Origin of the sequence: Pseudomonas sp. CCC3.1, assembly GCF_034347405.1 — a bacterium.
Classification (GTDB): Bacteria; Pseudomonadota; Gammaproteobacteria; order Pseudomonadales; family Pseudomonadaceae; genus Aquipseudomonas.
The window spans coordinates 3815309-3840458 of record NZ_CP133778.1 but is presented as its reverse complement, the minus strand read 5'-3'; the positions used below and the strand labels follow the sequence as shown (position 1 = coordinate 3840458).

Sequence of the window (25150 nt, the reverse complement as noted above, 5' to 3'; positions counted from 1 at the left end):
CATCATGCGCGTCCTACCTCTGTTACCGCTTTTGCTCAGTGGCTGGTTTGCTGTACCCGCACAGGCTGATGATGCCCAAGACTGGCTTAAACGGCTTGGGCAAGCCGAGCAGCAGCAAAGTTATCAGGGCACCTTCGTTTACGAGCGTAATGGGAGTTTTTCGACCCATGGCATCTGGCACCGTGTACAAGACGGGAAGGTTCGTGAACGGCTGCTTCAGCTCGATGGCGCTGCTTACGAGGTGGTTCGTGCTGATGGACGCACTGAGTGCGTCACTGGCAAATTTATCTCAGGTGTTGGCGATGTCGCCGACACCGCCGCGCGACAGCTCGACCTCCAGCGGCTTGATGACTGGTATTCCGTGACCCGCACCGGTGACTCGCGGGTAGCAGGTCGTCCCGTAGCGGTTATTGCACTGACTCCGCGCGACCAGCATCGTTATGGCGTCGAACTGTATTTGGACCGTGAAACCGGCTTGCCGTTGAAGTCATTGTTGCTTAATGACAAAGGCCAGTTGCTGGAACGTTTTCAGTTCACCCATCTGGAAATTACGCCTCCTGATGACAGCCAGCTCAAGCCCAGTGGGCAATGCCGGGCGGTTGCTGTGGCGGATGATGCTTCGCCCTCGATCAAACCTGCGCATGTCTGGCATTCCGACTGGCTGCCTCCGGGTTTTGAGTTGCTCAGCAGTGGTGTGCGCCGCGATCCCAAGACCAAGTCAGAGGTGACCAGTCTCCTGTATGACGATGGTCTGACCCGGTTTTCTGTGTTTCTTGAGCCCTTGAAAGGCGCCGCTGTTCCCGATATGCGGTTGCAGCTTGGCCCGACCGTTGCGGTCTCAAGGCATCTCACCACGCCAGACGGAGACATCATGGCGACGGTTGTGGGCGAAATACCGATGGGTACCGCCGAGCGCATTGCACTCTCAATACGAGCAGGGCAGGCCGAAACCCCATCTCAGGCCAAACCTTAGTGGAACGCCGAAATGAGCGGTCAACCTATTAATGTGCACTGTGTTTCATCTTTTCATCCAGGTCAGGGCCCTACGGGCGCTGGCCTTGTTTGTTTTCCGGGTGTCAAAAATACGGTCTATGCTGGCTTTAGTTTTTTGGGATCTGGTGCCTACCCCTGCTGCTATTAACGGGAGCTGTAAATCAATGCCTCGATTGAAATCTTACTTACCCATTTTTGCTGCCGTGATGATGCTCGGGCAGGCAGTACCGGCCCTGGCTGAAGCGCAGCTACCGGACTTCACGCAATTGGTCGAGCAAGCCTCGCCCGCTGTTGTGAATATCAGTACCACGCAAAAGCTGCCAGACCGCAAAGCCTCCGGCATGCAAATACCTGATCTGGAAGGCCTGCCACCGGGTCTGCGTGATTTTTTTGAGCGCGGCATGCCGCCAGGCAGTGGTGGCGGTGGTCAAGGCGGACGTCAGCGCGAGGCCCAGTCTTTGGGGTCGGGCTTTATCATCTCGCCTGATGGCTACATTCTGACCAACAACCATGTGGTTGCCGATGCGGATGAAATCATCGTGCGTCTGTCTGACCGCAGCGAAATGAAAGCCAAGCTGGTGGGCACTGACCCGCGTTCCGATGTGGCGTTGTTGAAAATTGAAGGCAAAAACCTGCCGGTTCTGAAACTGGGTAAATCCCAGGACCTCAAGGCCGGGCAATGGGTCGTGGCGATCGGTTCGCCGTTCGGCTTTGACCACACCGTGACCCAAGGCATCATCAGCGCCATCGGCCGCAGCCTGCCGAACGAAAGCTACGTGCCGTTCATCCAGACTGACGTGCCGATCAACCCGGGTAACTCGGGTGGTCCGCTGTTCAACCTGGCAGGCGAAGTGGTGGGCATCAACTCACAGATTTACACCCGCTCCGGTGGCTTCATGGGCGTGTCCTTCGCGATTCCTATTGATGTCGCGATGGATGTTTCCAATCAGCTCAAGACTGGCGGTAAAGTGAGCCGCGGCTGGTTGGGCGTCGTGATTCAAGAGGTCAACAAAGACCTGGCTGAGTCCTTCGGTCTCGACAAACCTGCCGGTGCACTGGTTGCTCAAGTGCTGGACAACGGCCCGGCTGCCAAAGGCGGTCTGCAAGTGGGTGACGTGATCCTGAGCATGAACGGCCAACCAATTGTCATGTCGGCAGACCTGCCGCACTTGGTGGGGGCTCTCAAAGCGGGCAGCAAAGCGACCCTTGACGTGATTCGTAACGGCAAGCGCCAAACGCTGGACCTGACGGTCGGTGCGATCCCGGATGAAGGCAAAGAGCTGGCAGGCACTACCGGTGCTGAGCAAAGCAGCAACCGTCTGGGTGTGTCCGTGGCGGACTTGAGCGACGAGCAGAAAAAGGCCAACGACATCAAAGGTGGCGTGATCATCAAAGACGTACAGGACGGTCCTGCAGCGTTGATTGGTCTGCAACCTGGCGATGTGATTACTCACCTCAACAACCAAGCGATTTCCGATGCCAAGCAATTCACTGAAATTGCCAAGGCATTGCCGAAAAATCGTTCGGTGTCGATGCGTGTACTGCGTCAAGGTCGTGCCAGCTTTATTACCTTCAAGCTGGCTGAATAGCTAAACGCGTAGTCGCTGCCGAAGGCTGCGAAGGGTTGCGAAGCAACCCGTTTCTCTGAAGCGCCGCTGATCTGATGGCCGCGGGTTTTCAGAAGGCGCAAACGTTAATAAAGCCCGTATCGACAGATACGGGCTTTTTTTATTTCTTCAGCTTGGGAATACGCACCAACTGACTGTTTGAGTACAGGTCGTGCCACGTGCGGTTCTGTTTATCGAACACGGCCCAGATAAACCCCAGCCCTAAACACAGCCACGAACCCATCGACACAATAAACCGCAACAGCGCCTGCCACAGGCTGATGGCTGTACCGTCCGCGTTTTGTACACGCACGCCCCACACCTGCATGCCCAGGGTTTGCCCGTTATGGGTCCAGAACTTGGCAAAGAAGGCGAAGAGCACGAAGAACAAAATAGTTGAAAGCAGCGGGTCGCCGTCCAGCGCTCCGGACTCTGACAGCGCGCGCATTTTGGCCTCGCCGATAAAGCCCATCATGATCAGCTTGTAGATAAACGTGGTGACGATCAGCAGGGCAGTACACAGCAGAAAATCATAGAACATGGCTGCCAGGCGGCGCCCCAGGCCAACGGCGGGAAAGTCGCCTTGAGGGCTAAGTGGTTGTTTCGACATGGCAGGGTCTCGTGAAGGAAAAACCCATAGTACGAAATTACGCCCATAAAAAAGCCTCTGATGTCAGCATCAGAGGCTTTTGTGCAACAGAGGCTTAGGCTTCAGCTTGAACTTCGTCAGCCTGCATGCCTTTTTGGCCTTGTACGGCGATGAAGGTCACTTTCTGGCCTTCTTTCAAGCTCTTGAAACCGTTGCCCTGAATGGCACGAAAGTGCACAAACAGATCCGGGCCGCTTTCCGGAGTGATGAAACCAAAACCTTTCTCGTCGTTAAACCACTTAACGGTACCGCTCTGACGTTGGGACATTTCTTAATTCCTTGACACTAACAATTAATGACAGCCCCTTTGCATTGAAAGAGGACTGGTGCTGGGTTGCAGGAAAGTAAGAGACGCAGAACGGGTTGTAGCAATCATAGAGCTACTGCCCAGGTCACGATTCCAGCGACCCATGCAAACACAGTGGTCGAACTCTACGAAACTGGGATTGAAAAAACAAGCCCCTTAAATAAACACCTTAGAGCCCCGTGTAGTTCACTTAAATGAGCGCAAACCCTGTAGGAACTCGGCCTTAAATGAAGTGTGCTCATAGATAGGTTCAATTGTTTTCGTGTTTTAAATGTTGTTTTCACTATCGAAACTTCGCACTGTTTTGTAGCAGTTGTATGGCCCGCAAGTAACGTGAACATACAACTGTATATACAAATAGCGAATAGTCTGGCGCTTAACCTCGGTAATAGCGTTGCGCTACAAATGGCATTTTTGAGACTTTCATCGGGACCTTTTTACCGCGGACTATTGCCCAGACTTCGCTGTCTACGGCTGTATGTCCGGTGTCCAGGTAAGCCATTGCCAGTGGTGCGCCGAGTGTCGGGCCGAAGCCGCCGCTGCACACGCTACCGATGACGTTGCCCTCTTTATCAACCACTTCAGCGCCTTCACGCACGGGTGTACGTTCTTGGGGCAACAAGCCGACCCGTTTTCGTGCAACACCCTTTTGCTGCTGGGAAAAAATCTGCTCGGCACCCGGAAAACCACCGGCACGCGGGCCATCGGCGCGACGCGTTTTGGAGATGGCCCACAACAGGCTGGCTTCAACAGGTGTGGTGTTTTCGTTCATGTCATGTCCGTACAGGCACAAACCGGCCTCAAGCCGCAGTGAATCGCGTGCGCCCAAACCAATGGCCTGAACTTCTGGTTCTGCCAGCAGGCGGCGCGCCAAGGCTTCAGCGTTTACTGCTGGCACCGAGATTTCAAAGCCGTCTTCGCCGGTATAACCCGAACGGCTGACGTAGCAGTCAACGCCCAGCAAGGTGACCGGGGCAAACTGCATAAAGGTCATATTCGTCACCTCTGGCGCCAGGCGTTGCAATACCTCAACCGCCGCCGGGCCTTGCAGCGCCAGCAAAGCGCGCTCTTCAAACAACGGCTGGATGTCGCAATGGGCGCTCAAGTGCTTGCGCAGGTGTGCCAGGTCTTGATCCTTGCAGGCCGCGTTGACCACCAAAAACAGTTGGTCATTGCCCAGGTTAGCCACCATCAGGTCATCCAGAATGCCGCCTTGCTCGTTGGTGAACATGGCATAACGCTGCATGCCCACCGGCAGGTCGATGATGTCCACGGGCACCAGGGTTTCCAGTGCTTTGGCCGCATCGGCGCCAGTCAGGAGGATTTGCCCCATGTGCGACACATCGAACAACCCGGCCTGTTCACGGGTGTGTTGATGCTCTTTCATGACGCCCAATGGGTATTGCACGGGCATGTCATAGCCTGCAAACGGCACCATGCGGGCGCCGAGTTCAAGGTGCAGTGCGTGCAGCGGGGTTTTAAGCAGGTGTTCGGTGGACATTCGTGACTCCTTGAAAATCAGCACTCAATAATGTTGACAGCCAGACCGCCGCGGGCGGTCTCTTTGTATTTGCTTTTCATGTCGGCGCCGGTCTGGCGCATGGTACGGATCACCTTGTCGAGCGAGACAAAGTGCTGGCCGTCGCCGCGCAAGGCCATGCGCACGGCGTTGATGGCCTTGACTGAACCCATGGCGTTGCGCTCGATGCACGGCACTTGCACCAGCCCGCCAATCGGGTCACAGGTGAGGCCGAGGTTATGCTCCATGCCAATCTCGGCAGCGTTTTCGACCTGCTGCACGCTGCCGCCCAGCACCTCGCACAACGCGCCGGCGGCCATGGAACAGGCCACGCCGACCTCGCCCTGACAGCCAACTTCGGCGCCCGAGATCGAGGCGTTTTCTTTGTACAAAATGCCGATGGCGGCTGCGGTCAGCAAAAACCGCACCACGCCGTCTTCGTTGGCGCCGCCGATAAAGCGCATGTAGTAATGCAGCACGGCCGGAATAATCCCCGCCGCGCCGTTGGTGGGGGCCGTGACCACGCGTCCGCCGTTGGCGTTTTCTTCATTGACCGCCAGCGCGTACAGGTTGACCCAGTCGAGCACGGACAACGCATCGCGCAGCGCGGCTTCAGGGTTGGCGCACAGTTGACGATGCAGCGCGGCGGCCCGGCGTTTGACCTTCAAGCCACCGGGTAAAATCCCTTCATTGCGACAGCCCGCGCTCACGCAGTCCTGCATGACCTGCCAGATGTGCAGCAAACCGCTGCGGGTTTCGGCTTCGGGGCGCCAGGCGCTTTCATTAGCCAGCATCACCTGGCTGATCGACAGGTTGTGCGTGGCGCAATGGTGCAGCAGATCCTTGGCGGTTTTGAACGGGTACTTGAGCTCGGTGCTGTCTTCGACAATGCGGTCAGCGCCTGCGGCGCCTTCATCCACCACAAAACCACCGCCGACCGAGTAATACTCGCGGCTGCGGATCTGAATACCAGCCGCATCCAGGGCGCGAAAAATCATGCCGTTGGGGTGAAAGGGCAGGGGTTTGCGAATCATCGCGAGGTGCAGCTTTTCGTTGAATTCGATGGGGTGTTCGCCCAGCAGATTCAAACGCCCGCTGCTGCGAATGGCCGCCAAACGTTCGGCCACGGTTTCGGTGTTAACGGTGTCCGGGTGTTCACCTTCAAGCCCCAGCAACACGGCCTTGTCGCTGCCGTGCCCCTTGCCGGTGGCGCCGAGGGAGCCATAAAGCTCTACTTTTACGCAGGCCGTGCTGTGCAGCAGGTCGTCACGCCGCAAGCCTTCGACAAACCGCGCAGCGGCACGCATGGGACCGACGGTATGAGAGCTGGAGGGGCCGATGCCAATCTTGAACAGGTCGAACACGCTTAAAGACATAGGGTTCTCCGGTTTCTTATCGGTGTATTGGCAAGCAAAACGTGTAGGAGCGAGCTCGTCTCGCGATCTTTTAAAAGATCAAAAGATCGCGAGGCAAGCTCGCTCCTACAGATCGGGATCAAGCCTCCTGATAGTTCTCGATTGACGGGCACGCGCAGACCAGGTTGCGGTCGCCGAACACGTTGTCGACACGGCCCACCGGCGGCCAGTATTTGCCTTCGATCAAGGACGCTACCGGGTACACCGCTTGCTCACGGCTGTAGGGGTGAGCCCACTCGCCAACGATTTCGGCCGCTGTGTGCGGGGCGTTTTTCAGCGGGTTGTCTTCTTTGTCGAGGCTGCCGTTTTCGACTGCACGAATCTCTTCGCGGATGCGGATCATCGCTTCGCAGAAACGGTCCAGTTCTTCCTTGGACTCACTTTCAGTCGGCTCGATCATCAACGTGCCCGCCACCGGGAATGACATGGTCGGGGCGTGGAAGCCAAAGTCGATCAGGCGCTTGGCCACGTCATCCACGCTGATGCCGCTGCTTTCCTTGAGCGGGCGCAGGTCGAGGATGCATTCGTGTGCGACCAGGCCGTTGGCGCCCGAGTACAGCACAGGGTAGTGCTCTTCGAGACGGCGGGCGATGTAGTTGGCGTTCAGAATCGCCAACTGCGAAGCGCGTTTCAGGCCTTCGCCGCCCATCATGCGGATGTACATCCAGGTGATCGGCAGAATGCTCGCGCTGCCAAACGGTGCTGCGCAGACCGCGCCTTCTTTGCGTTGCATGCTGGCGTGGCCCGGCAGGAACGGCGTGAGGTGCGACTTGACGCCAATCGGGCCAACGCCCGGGCCGCCACCGCCATGCGGGATGCAGAAGGTTTTGTGCAGGTTGAGGTGCGATACGTCGCCACCGAACTTGCCCGGCGCGCACAAGCCGACCATGGCGTTCATGTTGGCGCCGTCGATGTACACCTGGCCGCCGTTGTCATGAATGATGGCGCAGATTTCGCGGATGCCTTCTTCGAACACGCCGTGGGTCGACGGGTAAGTGATCATCAGGGCGGCGAGGTGCTCGCGGTGCTCGATGGCTTTGGCGCGCAGGTCTTCGATGTCGACGTTGCCGCGTGCATCACAGGCGGTCACGACCACGCGCATGCCTGCCATGTTGGCGGTGGCTGGGTTGGTGCCGTGCGCCGAGGACGGGATCAGGCAGATGTCGCGGCGTTCTTCGCCACGGCTCTGGTGATAGGCGCGAATGGCCAGCAAGCCTGCGTATTCCCCTTGAGAGCCGGCGTTGGGTTGCAGCGAGATCGCGTCGTAGCCGGTGGCCGCGCAGAGCATGGCTTCCAGTTCGCTGGTCAGTTGCTGGTAGCCCAGGCTTTGCTCGGCGGGTGCAAACGGGTGCAGGTTGCCGAACTCGGCCCAGGTCACCGGGATCATTTCACTGGCGGCGTTGAGCTTCATGGTGCACGAGCCCAGCGGGATCATGGTGCGGTCCAGCGCCAGGTCCTTGTCGGCCAGGCGACGCAGGTAACGCATCAGCTCGGTTTCGGAGTGATAACGGTTGAACACCGGGTGGGTCAGAATCGGCGATTGGCGCAGCAAGGCCGCGGGCAGGGTGCCTTTTACCGATTGCGCCAGCGCGTCAAAGTCAGGCAATGCCTGGCCGTCAGCGGCGAGCAGCGTCCACAACGCGATCACGTCGGACTGGCTGCTGGTTTCGTCCAGCGACAGGCCCAGGCGCTCGCTGTCGACCACGCGCAGGTTGATCTGCTGAGCATGCGCCTTGGCGTGCAGGGCGTTCGTGTGGCTGCCGGTGTTCAGGGTCAAGGTGTCGAAGAACTGGTGTTGTTCAACCTTCAGCCCCAGCGCCGTCAGGCCTTGCGCCAGAATCGCGGTCAGCTGATGAATGCGCTGAGCGATGTGCGTCAGGCCTTTAGGGCCGTGGTACACGGCGTACATGCTGGCGATGTTGGCCAGCAGCACTTGGGCGGTGCAGATGTTGCTGGTGGCCTTTTCGCGGCGGATATGTTGCTCGCGGGTTTGCATTGCCAAGCGCAGCGCAGGCTGGCCATGGCGGTCGACCGAAACACCGACCAGACGCCCCGGCATGTCACGCTTAAACGCGTCGCGGGTCGAGAAATACGCCGCGTGCGGGCCGCCGAAACCCAGTGGCACGCCAAAACGCTGGGCGCTGCCAATGGCCACGTCGGCGCCGAACTCACCCGGCGGGGTCAGCAAGGTCAGGGCCAGCAAATCAGCCGCTACGGCCACCAGTGCGTTAGCCGCGTGGAAGCGTTCTACCAGCTCGCGGTAGTCGAACACATCGCCATTGCTGGCCGGGTATTGCAGCAGCGCGCCGAAGAATGTCGACACATCGCTCAACTCGCGCTCATCACCGACCACCACTTCAATCCCCAGCGGCTCGGCGCGGGTGCGCAGCACATCCAGGGTTTGCGGGTGGCAGTGGCTGGAGGCAAAGAAGCTGTGGCTGGTTTTGTTCTTGCTCAGGCGTTTGCAGAAGGTCATGGCTTCGGCAGCGGCGGTGGCCTCGTCGAGCAGTGACGCGTTGGCAATCGGCAGGCCAGTGAGGTCGCTGATCAGCGTCTGGAAATTGAGCAGCGATTCGAGTCGGCCCTGGGAAATTTCTGGCTGATACGGCGTGTAAGCGGTGTACCAGGCCGGGTTTTCCAGCAGGTTGCGCAAGATCGGCGAAGGCGTGTGGCAGTTGTAATAGCCTTGACCGATATAGGTTTTACACAGCTGGTTTTTGGTGGCGATGGCCTTGATCGAAGCCAGTGCATCGGCTTCGCTTTGGCCGGCTGGCAGGTTCAGAACGCTGGTGCCCTTGATGCTTTCCGGGATCACGCTGGCGCTGAGGGCTTCCAGCGATTCAAAACCAAGCGTGGCGAGCATGGCGTGCTCGTCGGCCTGACGCGGGCCAATGTGGCGCGCGATGAATTCATTGGCGGTGCTGAGAGTGATAGTCATGGTGAATTCCTCAGGCTTGGGCGTTGGCTTTGATCAGGCGGTCGTACGCGTCCTGATTCAACAACGTGTCGACGGCATGGGCATCAGCAGGCTTGAAGCGGAAGAACCAGCCTTGCCCCAGCGGGTCTTCGTTGACCAGTTCCGGGCTGCTGTCGAGCGCGGGATTCACTTCGAGCACTTCGCCATCCAATGGCATGTAGACGCCGCTGGCGGCCTTGACTGACTCAACGGTGGCGGCTTCTGCGCCTTTGGCGTAAGCCTGCAACTCAGGCAGTTGAACAAACACCACATCGCCCAAAGCGTTTTGCGCAAAAGCAGTAATGCCCACGGTCACGCTGCCATCGGCTTCGGCACGCAGCCATTCGTGGTCTTCAGTAAAACGCAATTCGCTCATCGAAACTCCTCAGGGCCAGACGTGTCTGGTGGTCACAGGTGTAATGCTCGCGCAGGTCGAGCCAATGGACGAGTTCACTGCAAGAAGGTTGCCACTTTGATAAAAGTCTTATTTATCAGGTGGTTGAGTATTTTTTGAAGGGGATTTGAATGGCGTGCTGTAGCGAAATCGATACAGTGCCAGCGGCATTAAAAAATCCAAGAGGATCAAAGCCTTGAGCTACTGAGGATTGGCGTGCGTGTATCGAAATCGTTCCAGTGGAATGAATTCAATACGCCCTTGTAGGAGCGAGCTTGCCTCGCGATCTTTTGATCTTAAAAAGATCGCGAGGCAAGCTCGCTCCTACAAAGGGGGGTTAATTTTTTCCTGGGATGCCGTACTTACGCAGCCGGTGCGCAATGGCCGTGTGCGAGGTTTGCAGACGGCTGGCCAACTGCCGGGTCGAGGGGTAGCTGATGTAGAGCTTTTCCAGCAGCGCCTTTTCGAAGGATTCAACGGCGTGCTCGAGGGTTTCAATTTCGCCGTCACCTTGGCGCGCCACCGAGGTTCCGGCAATGTCCAGGTCGCCAATGTCCACCAGCGTGCTTTCGCAGATGGCGGCCGCGCGAAAGATCACGTTCTGCAATTGGCGCACATTTCCCGGCCAGCGATTGCCCAACAGCGCCGGGTAAGTGCCCGGTGCGAGGCGGCACACGGGGCGCTGGATTTGCGTGCAGGCCTGCTGCATGAACGTTCGCGCGAGCAGCAAAATATCTTGGCCGCGCTCGCGCAGCGGCGGCACTTCGATGCTCAGCACGTTGAGGCGATAGAACAGGTCTTCGCGAAACGTGCCCTCGTTGACCATTTTTTCGAGGTTGCGGTGTGTGGCGCTGAGGATACGCACATTGACCTTGACCTCGCGCTCGCCACCGACCCGACGGAAGCTGCCGTCATTCAAAAAGCGCAGCAGCTTGGCTTGCAGGTACGGCGACATTTCAGCGATTTCATCCAGAAACACCGTGCCATGGTTGGCCAGTTCCATCAGCCCCGGCTTGCCACCGCGTTGTGCGCCGGTGAAGGCGCCGGGGGCATAACCGAACAGTTCGCTTTCGGCCAGGTTTTCCGGGAGCGCGGCGCAGTTCAAGGCCAGAAACGGCGCCGCAAAACGGGCGCTGATGGCGTGACAGGCGCGGGCCACCAGTTCTTTGCCGGTGCCGGTCTCACCTTGAATCAATAATGGAGCATCCAGCGCAGCCACGCGTTGCGCACGGGCTTTTAGGGTGCGGATCGCAGGCGAGTCACCAAGCAATGCGTCAAAGCCTTCAGCGTGGTCGTGGTGCAGCGCGGCCAGACGTTCACCAATGCGGCTCGGCTGGTACAGCGTGAGCAGGGCACCGGCATCGGTAATCGGTGTGGCGTCGAGCATCAGCGGATGGCCGTTAAGCGTGACCTCGCGCAGGGGCAGGCGAAAACCGTTTTCCAGCAACACATTCAGCAAGCCCGGATCGCTGAACAGCTCGCCGATGCTTTCACCGGTCGGGTCGCGGCCGTACAGCGTCACCAGTGCCGGGTTGGCCAGCAGCACATGCCCGTCGCTGTCCAGCGCCAGAACCGGGTCAGCCATGGCGGCGAGCAGTGCATCGAGTTGCAGGTGGCGGCGTTGGCCGGGGAGGATGTCGACCACCATCACCGACTGCACACCGTTGACCCGGAACAGCGCTTCGCGCAGTTCGTCGAGCACTTGCGGGCTGAGGGTCGGGGCATCGATGTAAACGTTGGGCGGAACCATCTCCACCGCATCCAGATTGAGATTACGCCCGCCGAGCAACGCCAGAACTTCCTGGGTGATGCCGACACGGTCGATAAAACTGACATGGATACGCATGGGAACGAGGAGAACTTCGGCCAAGGGGTGGCCAGTATGCCTTGGCGGGGAGGATTGGTGAAATTTGGGTCGTGTGTAGGAGCGAGCTTGCCTCGCGATCTTTTGCTTTTAAAGATCAAAAGATCGCGAGGCAAGCTCGCTCCTACAGGGGCTGGGGTTATTCCAGGTGCTCGGGTTTAACTGGGTCGCCTGGCTTGACGTCGAGTTGCTCTCGTACGTCCTTGAACATCAAGTCGTAGTATTTGTGCATCGACAGAATGTTCGCATTACTCGGAATGCCGTTTTTCACTGCAATCTTGAAGCCGACTCGGGCGAAGTCGAACGCCATGTCCTTGGGCAGCGTGAACGAGTCCTTGAATTCCTTGCCATTGATCTGGCCGTGCATGTCGAACTGCATCGACTTGCCTTCCTTGGGATCCTGAACGACCTGGTAATCGATTTTGATGTCATAGCCAAAGTCGCCGGGCTGAAGCGGCTCACGATGGATATGCAGGTGACCGGGTTCGAACGAGGCCATAGGGCTGCTCCTTGGGGCTAAGTAGTCAAGGGCAGGCCGCGAAGCCTGCCTTTGGGTTCAGAAATAGGTAATGCCAGATTTCTCGGTGCTGACCCGAGTACCAGCCTTACCTTGAACGATTGCTTCAATATCCGCCAGTGCGCCGATCACGGCAGTCTTGCCGGTCTTGCGGGCAAACTCGCACGCCGCTTCGACTTTCGGGCCCATGGAGCCCGAGGCAAAGCCGAGTTTTTCCAGCTCGTCCGGGTGGGCTTGGGCAATGCCTTTCTGGTCAGGTTTGCCCCAGTTGATAAAGGCTGCATTGACGTCCGTGGCGATCACCAGCAGGTCGCTGTTGAGCTGTTGGGCCAGCAGGGACGAGGCCAGGTCTTTATCGATCACCGCTTCGATGCCGCGCAGCTTGCCGTCTTCGCCGTACATGGTGGGGATGCCACCACCGCCTGCGCAGATCACGATAGTGCCTTTTTCCAGCAGCCATTTGATCGGGCGGATCTCAAAGATGTGTTTGGGCTTGGGGCTTGGCACTACACGGCGGAACTTGTCGCCATCCGGGGCAATGTCCCAGCCTTTTTCAGCGGCCAGGCGCTTGGCGTCGGCTTCGCTGTACACCGGGCCGATCGGTTTGGTCGGGTTCTGAAATGCCGGGTCTTTGGGGTCGACTTCGACCTGGGTCAGCAAGGTGGCAAACGCGGCCTCCTGTGGCAGCAGATTGCCCAGTTCTTGCTCGATCATGTAACCGATCATGCCTTCGGTTTCAGCCCCGAGTACGTCCAGCGGGTAGGGCGCAACGTCTGTGTAGGCAGCGGCTTGCAGTGACAACAGACCGACTTGAGGCCCGTTACCGTGCGCCACGACCAGCTCGTTGCCTGGGGCAATGCGGGCAATTTGGGCGGTGGCGGTGCGGATGTTTTCGCGCTGGTTGTCAGCGGTCATGGGCTGACCGCGACGCAGAAGGGCGTTACCGCCCAGTGCAACGACGATACGCATAGAAAATGTCCTTATTTAAAGGGGAGGGCCGGATCCGTAGGAGCGAGCTCGTCTCGCGATCTTTAGATCGTTTAAAAGATCGCGAGGCAAGCTCGCTCCTACAGGATGGGCGTTAGGGCGTTAGATATCAGCCAGAGCCGCTACCAGAATTGCCTTGATGGTGTGCATGCGGTTTTCGGCTTGCTCAAAGGCAATGTTGACCGGTGATTCGAACACTTCCTCTGTCACTTCAATGCCGTTTTTCAGGTTCGGGTGGTGTTCTGCCACGTCTTTGCCGACTTTGGTTTCACTGTTGTGGAACGCTGGCAGGCAGTGCATGAACTTCACGCGTGGGTTCTCTGCCGCTTTGATCATCTCGGCATTGACCTGATACGGCAGCAGCAGTTTGATGCGTTCGTTCCAGGCTTCAACAGGCTCGCCCATCGATACCCAAACGTCGGTGTGGATGAAGTCCACACCTTTAACGGCGGCTTTCGGGTCTTCGGTCAGGGTGATTTTGGCACCGCTTTCCTTGGCGAATTCTTCGCACTGCTTAACAAACGCTTCTTCTGGCCACAGGCCTTTAGGGGCCGCGATGCGCACGTCCATGCCCAGCTTGGCACCGATCAGCAGCAGGGAGTTGCCCATGTTGTTGCGGGCATCGCCCAGGTAGGCATAGCTGATGTTGTGCAACGGCTTGTCGCTGTGTTCACGCATGGTCAGCACGTCGGCGATCATTTGCGTGGGGTGGAACTCGGCGGTCAGGCCGTTGAACACGGGCACACCGGCGTACTTGGCCAGCTCTTCCACAACCACTTGCTCAAAGCCACGGTATTCGATGGCGTCAAACATGCGGCCCAGAACGCGGGCGGTATCTTTCATGCTTTCTTTGTGGCCGATTTGCGAAGAAACCGGGTCGATGTACGTCACGTGTGCGCCCTGGTCGTGGGCCGCCACTTCAAACGCACAACGGGTGCGGGTCGAGGTTTTTTCGAAAATCAGCGCAATGTTTTTGCCTTTCAAGTGCGGCTCTTCAGTACCGGTGTACTTGGCGCGCTTGAGGTCACGGGACAGATCCAGCAAGAAGTGCAGCTCACGAGGGGTGTGATGAACCAAGCTCAGCAGGCTGCGGTTTTTCATGTTAAACGCCATGGGGATCTCCTGGGTTTCTGGTTAACCGGCTTGCGCCGCCCCTTATGGAGGCCAGCGCAAGCAATCAATTGAGTGAATTAATAGTCGATCGGGTCGCGGATAATTGGGCAGGTCATGCAGTGGCCGCCGCCACGGCCGCGTCCCAGTTCAGATGCGCTGATGGTGATCACTTCCACACCGGCCTTGCGCAGCAAGGTGTTGGTGTAGGTGTTGCGGTCGTAACCGATCACCACGCCCGGCTCCAGAGCCACTACGTTGTTGCCGTCATCCCACTGCTCGCGCTCGGCGGCGAAGGCGTTGCCGCCGGTTTCGACGACGCGCAGGGCTTTGAGGCCCAGCGCCTTGGCGACTACATCCAGGAAGCTGCCTTCTTCACGTCGTACGTCAATGCCGCCCGCTTTGCTTTCATCCGGGTACAGGGAGAAGGCAACGATTTGGTTCACGACTTCCGGGAAGATGGTGACCAGATCGTGGTCGCAGAAGCTGAACACGGTGTCCAGGTGCATGGCCGCGCGTGATTTTGGCAAGCCTGCAACGATGACGCGTTCAACCGCTTTGTTCTTGAACAGGTTCTGGGCCAGTTGGCCAATGGCCTGGCGTGAGGAGCGCTCGCCCATGCCGATCAGTACCACGCCTTTGCCGATTGGCATCACGTCGCCACCTTCCAGGCTGGCATTGCCGTGGTCGGCTGTCGGGTCGCCGTACCAGATCTGGAAGTCGGCGTTGGTGAACTCGGGGTGGAACTTGTAAATCGCGGTGGTCAGCAGGGTTTCCTGACGGCGCGCTGGCCAGTACATCGGGTTCAGCGTGACGCCGCCATAGATCCAGCAGGTGGTGTCGCGAGTGAACTGGGTGTTCGGCAGCGGTGGCAGGATGAAGCTGGTGTGACCGAGGAAGTCACGGAACATTTGGATGGTCTTGCCACCGAAGCTGCTAGGCAGATCGTCAGCCGATACGCCGCCAATCAAGTACTCGGCTGCGTGACGCGGCTCCAGGCTTTTGATCCAGGCCTTGACCTCATTGACCAGGCCTACACCCACCTGATTCGGTGTCACTTTGTGTTCAAGGATCCAGTCCAGCGCTTCTGGAATGGCGACGATGTCAGTCAGCAGGTTGTGCATTTCCAGCACATCAATCCCGCGGTCGCGCATTTTGGTCACGAAATCGAAGTGGTCGCGCTTGGCTTGGTTAACCCAGAGCACGTCATCAAACAACAGCTCATCGCAGTTGTTCGGGGTCAGGCGCTGGTGAGCCAGTCCTGGGGAGCACACCATAACCTTATGCAGCTTTCCGGCTTCGGAATGTACGCCGTACTTCACTTTTTCCGTGGTCATTACAGTCATCCTCCAAAGTACATAAACAGGGAGTTACAGGGTTAAAAAGCCGTCGTAGAGGCCAAACGCCGCCACCAGGGCACCGATGACAACGGCGGCAAAAATCACTTTCTCGATACTGGTGAACACTTGCTGGCCACTCTCGCGTTTCGCCTTGGCGAACAGAATCGCGCCCGGTGCGTACAGCAGAGCCGAGAGCAGCAGGTATTTCAGGCCGCCGGCATAGATCAGCCAGATGGCGTAGATCAGTGCGATAGAGCCGATGATCAGGTCTTTCTTGCGTTCAGCCAGGGCGTTTTCGTAAGTCTCACCGCGCACCGCCAACAACAAGCCATAGGCCGCTGACCAGAGGTATGGCACCAGGATCATCGAGGTCGCCAGGTAGATCAGCGACAGATAAGTGCTGGCCGAGAACAGGGTGATGATCAAGAACACCTGCACCATGGCGTTGGTCAGCCACAGGGCGTTGACCGGTACATGGTTGGCGTTTTCCTTTTTCAGGAAGGCCGGCATGGTGTGGTCTTTGGCGGCCGAGAACATGATCTCGGCACACAGCAGCACCCACGACAGCAGGGCACCCAGCAACGACACGATCAAGCCAACGCTGATCAGCACCGCACCCCAGTGACCCACGACGTGCTCAAGCACAGCGGCCATGGACGGGTTCTGCAATTTCGCCAGTTCGGGCTGGGTCATGATGCCCAGCGACAGGACGTTCACCAGTACCAGCAACAGCAGCACGGTGATAAAACCGATCACAGTGGCTCGACCCACGTCTGAACGTTTTTCGGCACGGGAAGAGAAGATGCTCGCGCCTTCGATACCGATGAACACCCACACGGTGACCAGCATCATGTTGCGCACTTGGTCCATCACGCTGCCCAGATCCGGGTTTTTCAGGCCCCAGATGTCACTGGTGAAGATGTCCAGCTTGAAGGCGAATACCGCGATCAGAATGAACAGAACCAGCGGAACCACTTTGGCGACGGTGGTCACCAGGTTGATAAACGCAGCTTCTTTGATGCCGCGAAGGACCAGGAAGTGCACGGCCCAAAGCAATACCGAGGCGCCGATGATCGCCGCCGGGGTGTTGCCTTCACCGAAGATCGGGAAGAAGTACCCCAGTGTGCTGAACAGCAGCACGAAGTAGCCGACGTTGCCGAGCCAGGCGCTGATCCAGTAGCCCCAGGCCGACGAGAAACCCATGTAGTCGCCGAAACCAGCCTTGGCGTAGGCGTAAACACCGCCGTCCAGATCAGGTTTTCGGTTAGCGAGGGTCTGAAACACAAAAGCGAGTGTCAGCATGCCGACCGCAGTAATTGCCCAACCGATTAAAATCGCACCGACATCAGCACTTGCGGCCATGTTTTGTGGCAGCGAAAAGATGCCGCCACCAATCATCGAGCCGACTACCAGAGCAACCAATGCACCCAGTCGAAGTTTTCCAGGAGTATCAGACATTTGTAGTGACTCCAATCCAGGAGAAGTGAGGCCTAAAAGGTTATTCCGTTGTTTATTCAGGTAGTTGACATAGATCAGGGCATTACTACATTCCATTGTCAGTAAAGGGGAGAGGTCGCAATTGCGCATTTTCTTGACGCGACCTGAAAAGCCTTTATTAAAAGGGTTTCAGGTCATGCGGCGGCTATTACGGTTGTGTCGTAGGGGTTGAAGCTAGACACTATTTGCAGATTTGCAAATGTCAGCTTCATGTTTCATCTGATCGTTGCGTAAATGAAAATATCATCTACATGTGAAGTGCTTTTTTGGGCTTCAATAGAAAAGGTTGTTATTAAAAAATGAATGTTTATGGCGCAACAGGTATAGACGAATAAGCGGTTCCTATAATTAGTTCAGTGAACATCTGTAGCCGGATATCCGTTGATAATTAATCAAACAAAGAGGTGGCGATGTCACAGCAGACACAGAAGCTTCGACTCAACGCCCTGATTGCGTTAGTCGTCGGCTCGATGATTGGTGGCGGCATCTTTTCGCTGCCACAAAATATTGCGGAGCGTGCTGCTGGCGGTGCCGTGTTGATCGGGTGGTCCATCACCGCTGTGGGGATGCTGGCGCTGGCTTTCGTGTTCCAGACGCTGGCCAACCGCAAGCCGGAACTGGACTCCGGGGTGTATGCCTACGCCAAGGCTGGTTTTGGCGACTACATGGGTTTCTCGTCTGCCTGGGGTTATTGGATCAGCGCCTGGATGGGCAACGTTGGCTACTTTGTGCTGCTGTTCAGCACCTTGGGCTATTTCGTGCCGGTGTTTGGTCAGGGCAACACACCGATTGCCATTGGCTGCGCCTCGGTATTGCTTTGGAGTGTGCATTTTCTGGTCCTGCGCGGCATCAAGGAGGCCGCGTTTATCAACCAGTTGACCACCGTCGCGAAAATTGTGCCGATCGTGATGTTCATCGTGTTGGCCGCGGTCGCGTTTAAAGCGGACATTTTTGTTGAGGATTTTTGGGGCGCTGAAATGCCCAGCCTGGGCAGCGTGATGGACCAGGTGCGCAACATGATGCTGGTCACCGTGTTTGTGTTTATCGGGATCGAGGGCGCCAGTGTCTATTCAGGGCGGGCCGAAAAACGCTCGGATGTGGGCAAGGCCACGGTGATTGGCTTTTTGGGCGTGCTGGCCTTGCTGGTGCTGGTGAACGTGCTGTCGCTGGGCATCATGACCCAGCCTGAACTGGCGGGCTTGCAGAACCCCTCGATGGCCGGTGTGCTCAAGCATGTGGTCGGCGAGTGGGGCGCGATCCTGATCAGTATCGGGCTGGCCATTTCGTTGCTCGGGGCGTTGTTGTCGTGGGCGTTACTGTGCGCCGAGATTCTGTTCGCTACGGCCAGGGACAAAACCATGCCCGCGTTCCTGAGGAAGGAAAACGCCAACCATGTGCCGGTCAACGCCTTGTGGCTGACCAACGTGATGATCCAGGTGTTCTTGATCATCACGCTGGTGTCGTCGGGCACCTACACCACGCTGATCTACCTCGCTTCATCGATGATTCTGGTGCCTTACTTCTGGTCGGCCGCGTATGCGGTGCTGCTGTGCGTGCGCGGCGAGACCTACAAGCTGGCCAGTCGGCGGCGGGCCAAGGATCTGCTGGTGGGGGCCATCGCGATGATTTACGCGATGTGGTTGCTGTATGCGGCGGGGCCAAAATACTTGCTGTTTTCGGCCTTGCTCTACGCGCCGGGGATTTTTCTGTTCGCTAAAGCCAAGCGTGAGCAGGGAGAGCCGCTGTTCAAGGGCGCGGAGCCGATAATCTTCGGGGCGGTGGTGATTGCTGCACTGGGGGCGGGGTATGCGCTGTACAGCGGGGCGTTGACGCTATAAGGGCCGTTGAACCCTCGAAACCTTGGGGTCGCTACGCAACCCATCGCAGCCTGCGGCAGCGACTACAAAGGTTTATCAGTCGTTGCGGCGACCAAGGGCAGCCGTTCTGGCCGTGACCAGATCCACAGGTTGCCCATGCTCATGCCAGCAATGGCCAGGAACACCGGCCAGCCGTGATCAAGTACGTAAAGCATTAACCCGGCGCACAGCAGCATGCTGATGGTGGCGCTGACTTTGGCTTTGCGCTGGATGATTTTACCGTTGCGCCAGTTGAACAGGATTGGACCAAACAAACGGTGATTTTCGAGCCAGGCACTCAGGCGCGGGGAGCTTTTGGTCGCGGCCCAGGCGGCGAGCAAAATGAATTCGGTGGTCGGCAAGCCAGGAATCACAATGGCGATCAGGCCAATGCCCAAGCTTACGTAGGCCAGCACTCCAAACAGGACGCGGGCGATTTTGGATGAGGATTGAGTTGGGTGTGTCATAGGCTCAAGGCGCAGAAAAAGATACTCGGTCAGCGCTCGCTGACCGAGCAGATCCTGCTTAGGCCAGTTCAGGCTCAGCAGCGTAAGCATGTTCCAGTAATACGGTAAAACGTTCAAAGGCGGCTACTGCACCTTTGTCCAGATCAGCTTCTTCTTCGGCACTCAGTTCCAGGCCGTCGAGGGTTTTGACGAAGCTTTTCCAGCCTTCAGCGCGGCCGCCAGCAGGTTCGCCCAAGTGGCGAGCGCCAAACGTTTCGCTCAGTTCCAGCGCCACTGCACGCTTGATCAGAAACGCGGCGCCAAGCTTGGAGCCTTCCGACACAAAGATCCAGCCCAAGGCTTCGGCTTTGCTTGGCGCGTTGACGGCACCGGCAACAGGCCCAGGAACGGCAGTGTTCAGGTCAGCCAGGTCAGCCTTGGCTTGTTCTGCACGGCAACGCGCCGGCAGATCAGGAACGATTTCCTGCAGGGCTGCGTCGGTGTACAGCGATTGCAGCTCGGATTGAAACAGGTACTGGGCCACGACGAAGCGGGCGAAATTCTCGCGGGTTTCAAAGGGCTTGTGTGCCTTGACCAGCGCGTCGAGCTTTTGATGCGGCTCGTTGGTGATCTGGTTCAAACGTTGAGAACGCAAGGCAGGACGCGCTGCGGTATCTGGAGTGGTCATGCAAATATCCTTGAGAATGAGATGCGCTTTGTAACTAGACGATCAAGAAGACGCATCACAGTAAAAATTCCTCACTGCGCCGCATAAAAGAACTGCGCAGTGAGGCTCATGATCAGATGTCCCAGACCAGATTGACCGAGAAGTTACGGCCTGGAGCGGTCAAACGGTCCATGTTGGCAGGGTTGAGCACGCCCGCTTCACCGACGCTGTCGTAGCCGCGCACGTCATCCCAGTTCCAGTATTTCTTGTCGGTCAGGTTGTACAGGCCCGCGTTGACGGTGACGTCCTTGGTGACTTTGTAGAAGCCCGTCAGGTCGAGCACGCCATAGCCAGGCGACTTGAATTGTTTGCTGGTGCCGTCCGGGGCAAAGAAGCTGGTGTCATCCACTTGGTCTTTTCGTTTAACCAGTGTCCAGCTGACCAGGGCGCCGTACGCTTGCTGTTCGTAACCCAAGCCCATAACGGCTTTCAGAGGGTTGACGCTGTTGATTGGCTCGCCGTTGTCTTCGTTTTTACCGTGGGCATAGGCCACCGAGCCACGTGTGTACAGGCCTTTAGGTGCACCGAATACATCCAGGTTGAGCTGACCTTTAACCTCGGCACCCTTGATGGTGGCGTGTTTGATGTTGTTGCTCTGGAAGGTGGTTTCGCTATAGCCGGGGGTGATGGCGTCTTCGTTAATGAAGTCGCGGTATTTGTTGTAGAACACCGCTACATCAAATGTGCCAGCCTCAAACTTGCCACGCAGACCCGTTTCGAAGCTTTTGCTTTTTTCCGGTTCCAGGTTCGGGTTGGCCGCCACTTTGTAACCGGCTGCCAGGTTTTCAAAGGTGCCGTACAACGATTTGGCAGTCGGGGTACGGAAACCTTCCGCGTATTGGCCGTACCAGGTGTACTGCTCGGTCAGGGCGTAAGTCAGGCCGAATTTTGGCGATACGCGGTGCCAGACTTTTTTCTCGTCACTGACGTTGGCGCGTTCGCTCGCCGGAATCGTGTTGAGGAATTCCTGGGTAATGTGCGGCGTCAGGCGCGTGTAGTCGTAACGCAAGCTCGGCGAGAACGTCCAGTCGTTCCAGCTGATCTGGTCCTGGGCGAACAGGCTATAGGTGTTGATGGTTGGGTCCGGGAAGTCGCTGGACTTGGCCAGATAATCAGATGGGCTGTTGGCGCCGACCGCCGTGCAGCCTGCACCCACTGCCAGGCAAGTACCCGAGCCGCTGCGCGAACTGGTGACTTTCTGGTTTTTCAGGGTGGCGCCGTAAGTCAGCAAATGATCGGTTTCACCGATGCTGAAGGCCTTGTCCGCCTGGGCGTCGAGTACCCACTGTTTCTCTTGGTAGTTGGTATCTCGTGTACGCATGACGTTACGGGAGAACGGGAAGTAATTTTCCAGCGTGCTCTCATCGGTTTTGGCGATCTGGTAGTTCAGGCTGGTCTTGATGTGATCAGCAACCAGGCTGTCGAGAGCCATGGTGTTGACCAGGCCGAAGCGTTCACGGCTCACCGTGTCGGTGCCGGTACGCGAGCGGTACATGCCCAGTGCTTGACCGTTGTTGTACGGGCCGCCCACGGCGCTTTTCACATTGACGTCGTCGTGGCTTTTGTACTTCTCGTAAGTGAAGGCCAGACGGTCGTCATCGTTGTAATTCCAGCCTGCCTTGGCCAGCACGTTGGTGGTTCTCACGTCTTCCGGGTTGGCCGCGGTACGGGCCAGGCCATTGCCGCCACGATCGCCGTAAGACTCGGTGTCGTGGCCATCGCGCTGGCTAAAGTGCAGTAAACCGTCGAAGTCACCCGAGCGACCGGCCACGGTGCCCGATTTGAGCCAGCTGCGATCAGCCGAGCTGTAACCGGCCTTCAGGCGGGCGCCGACATCCTGGCCCGGCTTGATGATGTCATCCGGATCAAGGGTGAAGTAGCTGACGGCACCACCAATGGCGTTGCTGCCGTACAGCACGGACGCCGGGCCACGAAGGATTTCAACGCTTTTGACGATTTCAGGGTCAACGTAGTTGCGTTGGGTCTGGGCGTAAGGGCCGTTGAAGAACGAGTCCGGGATTTCAACGCCATCAATTTGGGTCAGGATTCGGTCGCCGTCGATGCCGCGAATGTTGTAGCCGGTGATACCGCCGCGCTGACCGGCGCCGCCTACCGAAACACCGGGCTCATAGCGAACCAGATCCTTGATGGTGTTAACGTTTTCGCGGTCCAGATCCAGGCGGTCATGAACGGTCACGGTGCTGGGTACGGCGCTGACGTCTTGCGCGTTACGCGTGGCACTGATGGTGACTTGCTGCAAGGCCAGGGTGCCGGAGGTCGCGCTGCGTGTTTCGAGCACGATGTTGTTGTTGCTCAGCTTGCGGTAAGTCAGGTTGGTGCCGGTGAGCAGGCGATCCAGGGCTTTTTCCGGGGTCAGAGAGCCACGTACGCCCGGTGAGGATACATCCTGTGCCAGCTCTGCCGGCAGGCCGACTTGCCAGCCGGTCACGCTGCTGAAGTCATTCAAGGCAGATGCGAGTGGCTGCTGAGCGATCGCAAACTTGTAATTGCCCACGGTGCGACTGGCTGGCTGCGGATCGGTTGCGGCCAAGGCCGGTGCGGCCTGTACGCCAGCCAGAAGCATGGCAACGGTCAACAACGACAATGTGCACTGGTGCAAGCCGCCAGTGCGGGCGTTGGATGAAGACCGGTTGTTGAAACGTGTGGGCATTGATAGCGCTCCGTGGTGAACGAATCTTATAGTTGCGAAGCTGACTCAAAATGCGAATCAGTTGCATTGACTACAACGAGACGAATGACCCAAGGCCATCGAGTAAAAAAATATTCAACTAATTAAGAATGACCAGCGCGGGGAACTCAGAGACGCTGCTTGAGGTGATGTGGGCGAGGGAACGCACGATGTCTAGCGGCTGGTCGAGGCGGTAGTTGCCGGTGACGGCTACATGGGCCAGCTTTTCGTTGTTGTTGACGATCCAGCCGGGGTAATAGCGCCGCACTTCATCCAGCACTTTGCCCATCGGGCAGTTTTCAAACACCAGTCGGCCTTGAACCCAGGCCAGGTCGGTCTGGGGGTTGAGCTTGGTGGTACGGCTGAAACCGTTGGGGCCGATGCTGACGCTGTTACCGGCCGACAAGCGCATTTGCGCGCCGACACTGTTCACCCGCAAATCCACATCACCGCGTTGCACCCGTACCTGCGCTTCGCCATTGAGGTAGCTCACGGCAAAGGCGGTATCGCGCACGCTGACGCGCACCGGCCCGGCATCCAGCACCATCGGAAACTCAAGATTGGCCGGGATCTCAAAAAACGCTTCGCCCTGATAGAGGCGGGCACTGGATTGAGCGTTGACCACTTTGCTGGAAAAGGCCGAATTGGTATTGAGCAGCACTTTTGAGCCGTCTTCGAGTTGCAGGCGCTGGCGCTCGCCTATCACGGTCAGGTGATCGGCTTGCAGGCGTAACGGCACATTGCTGTAACCCCCCACCGTCAGAACCAGCACAGCCGCCGCAGCCACGTGCTTCCAATGCCTGCTGATACGGCGCAGCAGGCTAGGCGTTCGACGGGTTTGCAGGGTTTGCGCGGCATCCAGCACCGGTTGCCCGTTCCAGATGGCGGTGGCTTTGGCAAAGGCTTGGGCATGCGCCGGGTCGGCATTCAGCCAGGTGTTGAAATCGGTTTTCTGTTCGTCGCTCGCACACTCAAGGGTAATCAGCCAGTCCAGTGCCTGATCCATGGCGCTGTCTTGCAGCACCTTGTGCGCCGGTTCAGGCGCAGCAGATTGGTGAGTGTCCGTCACGGGTGTTCCTTGGCAGTTTCAGGGCTGGCTTGTGGGCTTCGGCGCTTAAGGTTAAGGCCGATTAAGCCTGTCGGCTACCCCGATGCAGATTGCCATGATCAATTTCAGTTCCTTCTGAACCGTACTCAATGAGACGTCAAGCTCTTGGGCAATCTCTTGATAGCTGCAGCCATGCAGGCGGCTGAGAATAAAAATACGCTGCTGGCGTGCGCTCAATTGGCTCAGGCTCACACTCAAACGCTCCAGTAATTGCGCGGCTTGATGGGCCTCTTCCGGGGTGCTGAGCGGGGAGGCAATCCCTTCAATGACTTCCATCGGGACATCTTCAACCACCGTGCGCGCCTGAATGCGGCGGGCACGCAGATGATCGAGCGCCAGATTGCGCGCTGTCTGAAAGACAAACGGTTCCAGATGCTCGACTGTGCGCTCGCTCAAGGCGCGGGTTACCCGCAGGTAAGTCTCTTGCAGCAAGTCCTCGGCGGTACTGGGGTTATGCACCATCCGCTGTAACGTGCGCAGCAAGGTCACCCGCTGAGTAAGGAAGACTTGATTGAAGTGGGACTGACTCACAGTGCTACCCGACCGATTTTGAGCGAATGATAATGCTTATCATCTGTGCGGTTGGTCAAGTGATGTTTTGGATTTGTTGGATGAGTGCCCGCAGGCTGCGATTTTTAAGATCAAAAGATCGCGAGGCAAGCTCGCTCCTACGGGTTCATCGTGATCCTGCAGGAGCGCTGATTTATACGCGCCCTTTCAAATACGCGGCGTAATCCGGAATGCGGTGCTCGTGCGGCTGGTCCATCAGGGGGCTGCTGAGCAAGTAGTCAGCCGTGCATTCATTGCTTGCCACCGGAATGTTCCAGACCGCCGCTACGCGCAGCAGGGCTTTGATGTCCGGGTCGTGGGGCTGTGGCTCGAACGGGTCCCAGAAAAACACCAGCATGTCGACTTTCTGCTCAGCGATCCGTGCGCCAACCTGCTGATCGCCGCCCAGTGGGCCGCTGATCATGCTTTCGATCGGCAGCCCCAGGCGTTGGCTGAGCAACAGGCCGGTGGTGCCAGTGGCGCACAGGTCGTGCTGGCTGAGTTGTGCCTGGTGGCGTTCGGCCCAGTCCAGCAAAAAACCTTTGCAGTGATCGTGGGCCACCAGGGCGATACGCTTGCGCGCCGCCAAGGTAGCCGTGGTGAAGCTGATACCGATCATC

21 protein-coding genes are annotated in these 25150 nt (G+C 57.8%); 3 read left to right on the top strand and 18 right to left on the bottom strand.

Annotated features, from left to right (window positions below):
• Positions 1-4 precede the first annotated feature (4 nt).
• Positions 5-973, top strand: a complete 969-nt coding sequence (locus RHM56_RS16820; protein ID WP_322234153.1) for a MucB/RseB C-terminal domain-containing protein — start codon at positions 5-7, stop codon at positions 971-973.
• 184 nt (positions 974-1157) lie between these two features.
• Positions 1158-2582: a DegQ family serine endoprotease gene (locus RHM56_RS16815; RefSeq protein WP_322234151.1), complete on the top strand. Its 1425-nt coding sequence runs from the start codon at positions 1158-1160 to the stop codon at positions 2580-2582.
• 139 nt (positions 2583-2721) lie between these two features.
• Here the strand turns inward: RHM56_RS16815 and RHM56_RS16810 are convergent, their stop codons facing one another.
• The 12 genes from RHM56_RS16810 to arcD (RHM56_RS16755) all read right to left on the bottom strand — a co-directional run bounded on the left by RHM56_RS16810 (position 2722) and on the right by arcD (RHM56_RS16755) (position 17116).
• Complete coding sequence (locus tag RHM56_RS16810) at positions 2722-3210, bottom strand: RDD family protein (RefSeq protein ID WP_322234148.1); 489 nt, start codon at positions 3208-3210, stop codon at positions 2722-2724.
• 94 nt (positions 3211-3304) lie between these two features.
• A complete protein-coding gene (locus RHM56_RS16805; protein WP_007977299.1) occupies positions 3305-3517 on the bottom strand; it encodes a cold-shock protein in 213 nt (70 codons plus the stop codon).
• Between the two features lie 415 nt (positions 3518-3932).
• Positions 3933-5057 carry a glycine cleavage system aminomethyltransferase GcvT gene (gene gcvT / locus RHM56_RS16800; RefSeq protein ID WP_322234137.1) on the bottom strand — a complete coding sequence of 375 codons (1125 nt, stop codon included), beginning with the start codon at positions 5055-5057 and terminating at the stop codon, positions 3933-3935.
• A gap of 17 nt (positions 5058-5074) precedes the next feature.
• Entirely contained in the window at positions 5075-6451 is a 1377-nt protein-coding gene (locus RHM56_RS16795) for an L-serine ammonia-lyase (protein WP_322234134.1), read from the bottom strand.
• A gap of 118 nt (positions 6452-6569) precedes the next feature.
• Positions 6570-9428 (bottom strand): aminomethyl-transferring glycine dehydrogenase, encoded by a 2859-nt coding sequence (gcvP, locus tag RHM56_RS16790; protein WP_322234131.1) that lies wholly within the window; start codon positions 9426-9428, stop codon positions 6570-6572.
• Between the two features lie 10 nt (positions 9429-9438).
• The gene (gene gcvH, locus RHM56_RS16785; protein WP_322234128.1) at positions 9439-9822 is read right to left on the bottom strand and encodes a glycine cleavage system protein GcvH; all 384 of its coding nucleotides are present in this window, start codon (positions 9820-9822) and stop codon (positions 9439-9441) included.
• A gap of 355 nt (positions 9823-10177) precedes the next feature.
• Complete coding sequence (locus tag RHM56_RS16780; RefSeq protein ID WP_322241796.1) at positions 10178-11686, bottom strand: sigma-54-dependent transcriptional regulator; 1509 nt, start codon at positions 11684-11686, stop codon at positions 10178-10180.
• A 157-nt stretch (positions 11687-11843) separates the two neighbouring features.
• Positions 11844-12203, bottom strand: coding sequence for a DUF5064 family protein (locus tag RHM56_RS16775; protein ID WP_322234126.1), 360 nt, complete (start codon positions 12201-12203; stop codon positions 11844-11846).
• Between the two features lie 57 nt (positions 12204-12260).
• Positions 12261-13190, bottom strand: a complete 930-nt coding sequence (arcC, locus tag RHM56_RS16770; protein WP_322234123.1) for a carbamate kinase — start codon at positions 13188-13190, stop codon at positions 12261-12263.
• Positions 13191-13310: 120 nt separating this feature from the next.
• Positions 13311-14321: an ornithine carbamoyltransferase gene (locus RHM56_RS16765; protein WP_322234120.1), complete on the bottom strand. Its 1011-nt coding sequence runs from the start codon at positions 14319-14321 to the stop codon at positions 13311-13313.
• 77 nt (positions 14322-14398) lie between these two features.
• Entirely contained in the window at positions 14399-15655 is a 1257-nt protein-coding gene (gene arcA, locus RHM56_RS16760; protein ID WP_322234115.1) for an arginine deiminase, read from the bottom strand.
• Between the two features lie 33 nt (positions 15656-15688).
• Entirely contained in the window at positions 15689-17116 is a 1428-nt protein-coding gene (gene arcD / locus RHM56_RS16755; RefSeq protein ID WP_322234112.1) for an arginine-ornithine antiporter, read from the bottom strand.
• Between the two features lie 449 nt (positions 17117-17565).
• On the opposite strand from arcD (RHM56_RS16755), the gene arcD (RHM56_RS16750) reads away from it, so the two are divergent.
• Complete coding sequence (gene arcD / locus RHM56_RS16750) at positions 17566-18993, top strand: arginine-ornithine antiporter (RefSeq protein WP_322234109.1); 1428 nt, start codon at positions 17566-17568, stop codon at positions 18991-18993.
• Between the two features lie 62 nt (positions 18994-19055).
• On the opposite strand, the gene RHM56_RS16745 is transcribed toward arcD (RHM56_RS16750), so the two are convergent.
• From RHM56_RS16745 to RHM56_RS16720, 6 genes are all read right to left on the bottom strand, one after another.
• A complete protein-coding gene (locus RHM56_RS16745) occupies positions 19056-19478 on the bottom strand; it encodes a YbaN family protein (protein WP_322234106.1) in 423 nt (140 codons plus the stop codon).
• A gap of 58 nt (positions 19479-19536) precedes the next feature.
• Positions 19537-20145, bottom strand: coding sequence for a biliverdin-producing heme oxygenase (locus RHM56_RS16740; protein WP_322234104.1), 609 nt, complete (start codon positions 20143-20145; stop codon positions 19537-19539).
• A 112-nt stretch (positions 20146-20257) separates the two neighbouring features.
• A complete protein-coding gene (locus RHM56_RS16735) occupies positions 20258-22855 on the bottom strand; it encodes a TonB-dependent receptor (RefSeq protein WP_322234102.1) in 2598 nt (865 codons plus the stop codon).
• Positions 22856-22973: 118 nt separating this feature from the next.
• The gene (locus RHM56_RS16730; protein ID WP_322234099.1) at positions 22974-23942 is read right to left on the bottom strand and encodes a FecR family protein; all 969 of its coding nucleotides are present in this window, start codon (positions 23940-23942) and stop codon (positions 22974-22976) included.
• A gap of 51 nt (positions 23943-23993) precedes the next feature.
• Positions 23994-24512, bottom strand: a complete 519-nt coding sequence (locus RHM56_RS16725) for an RNA polymerase sigma factor (RefSeq protein WP_322234096.1) — start codon at positions 24510-24512, stop codon at positions 23994-23996.
• A 172-nt stretch (positions 24513-24684) separates the two neighbouring features.
• Positions 24685-25149 carry a methylglyoxal synthase gene (locus RHM56_RS16720; protein WP_322234093.1) on the bottom strand — a complete coding sequence of 155 codons (465 nt, stop codon included), beginning with the start codon at positions 25147-25149 and terminating at the stop codon, positions 24685-24687.
• Between the last annotated feature and the right edge of the window lies 1 nt (position 25150).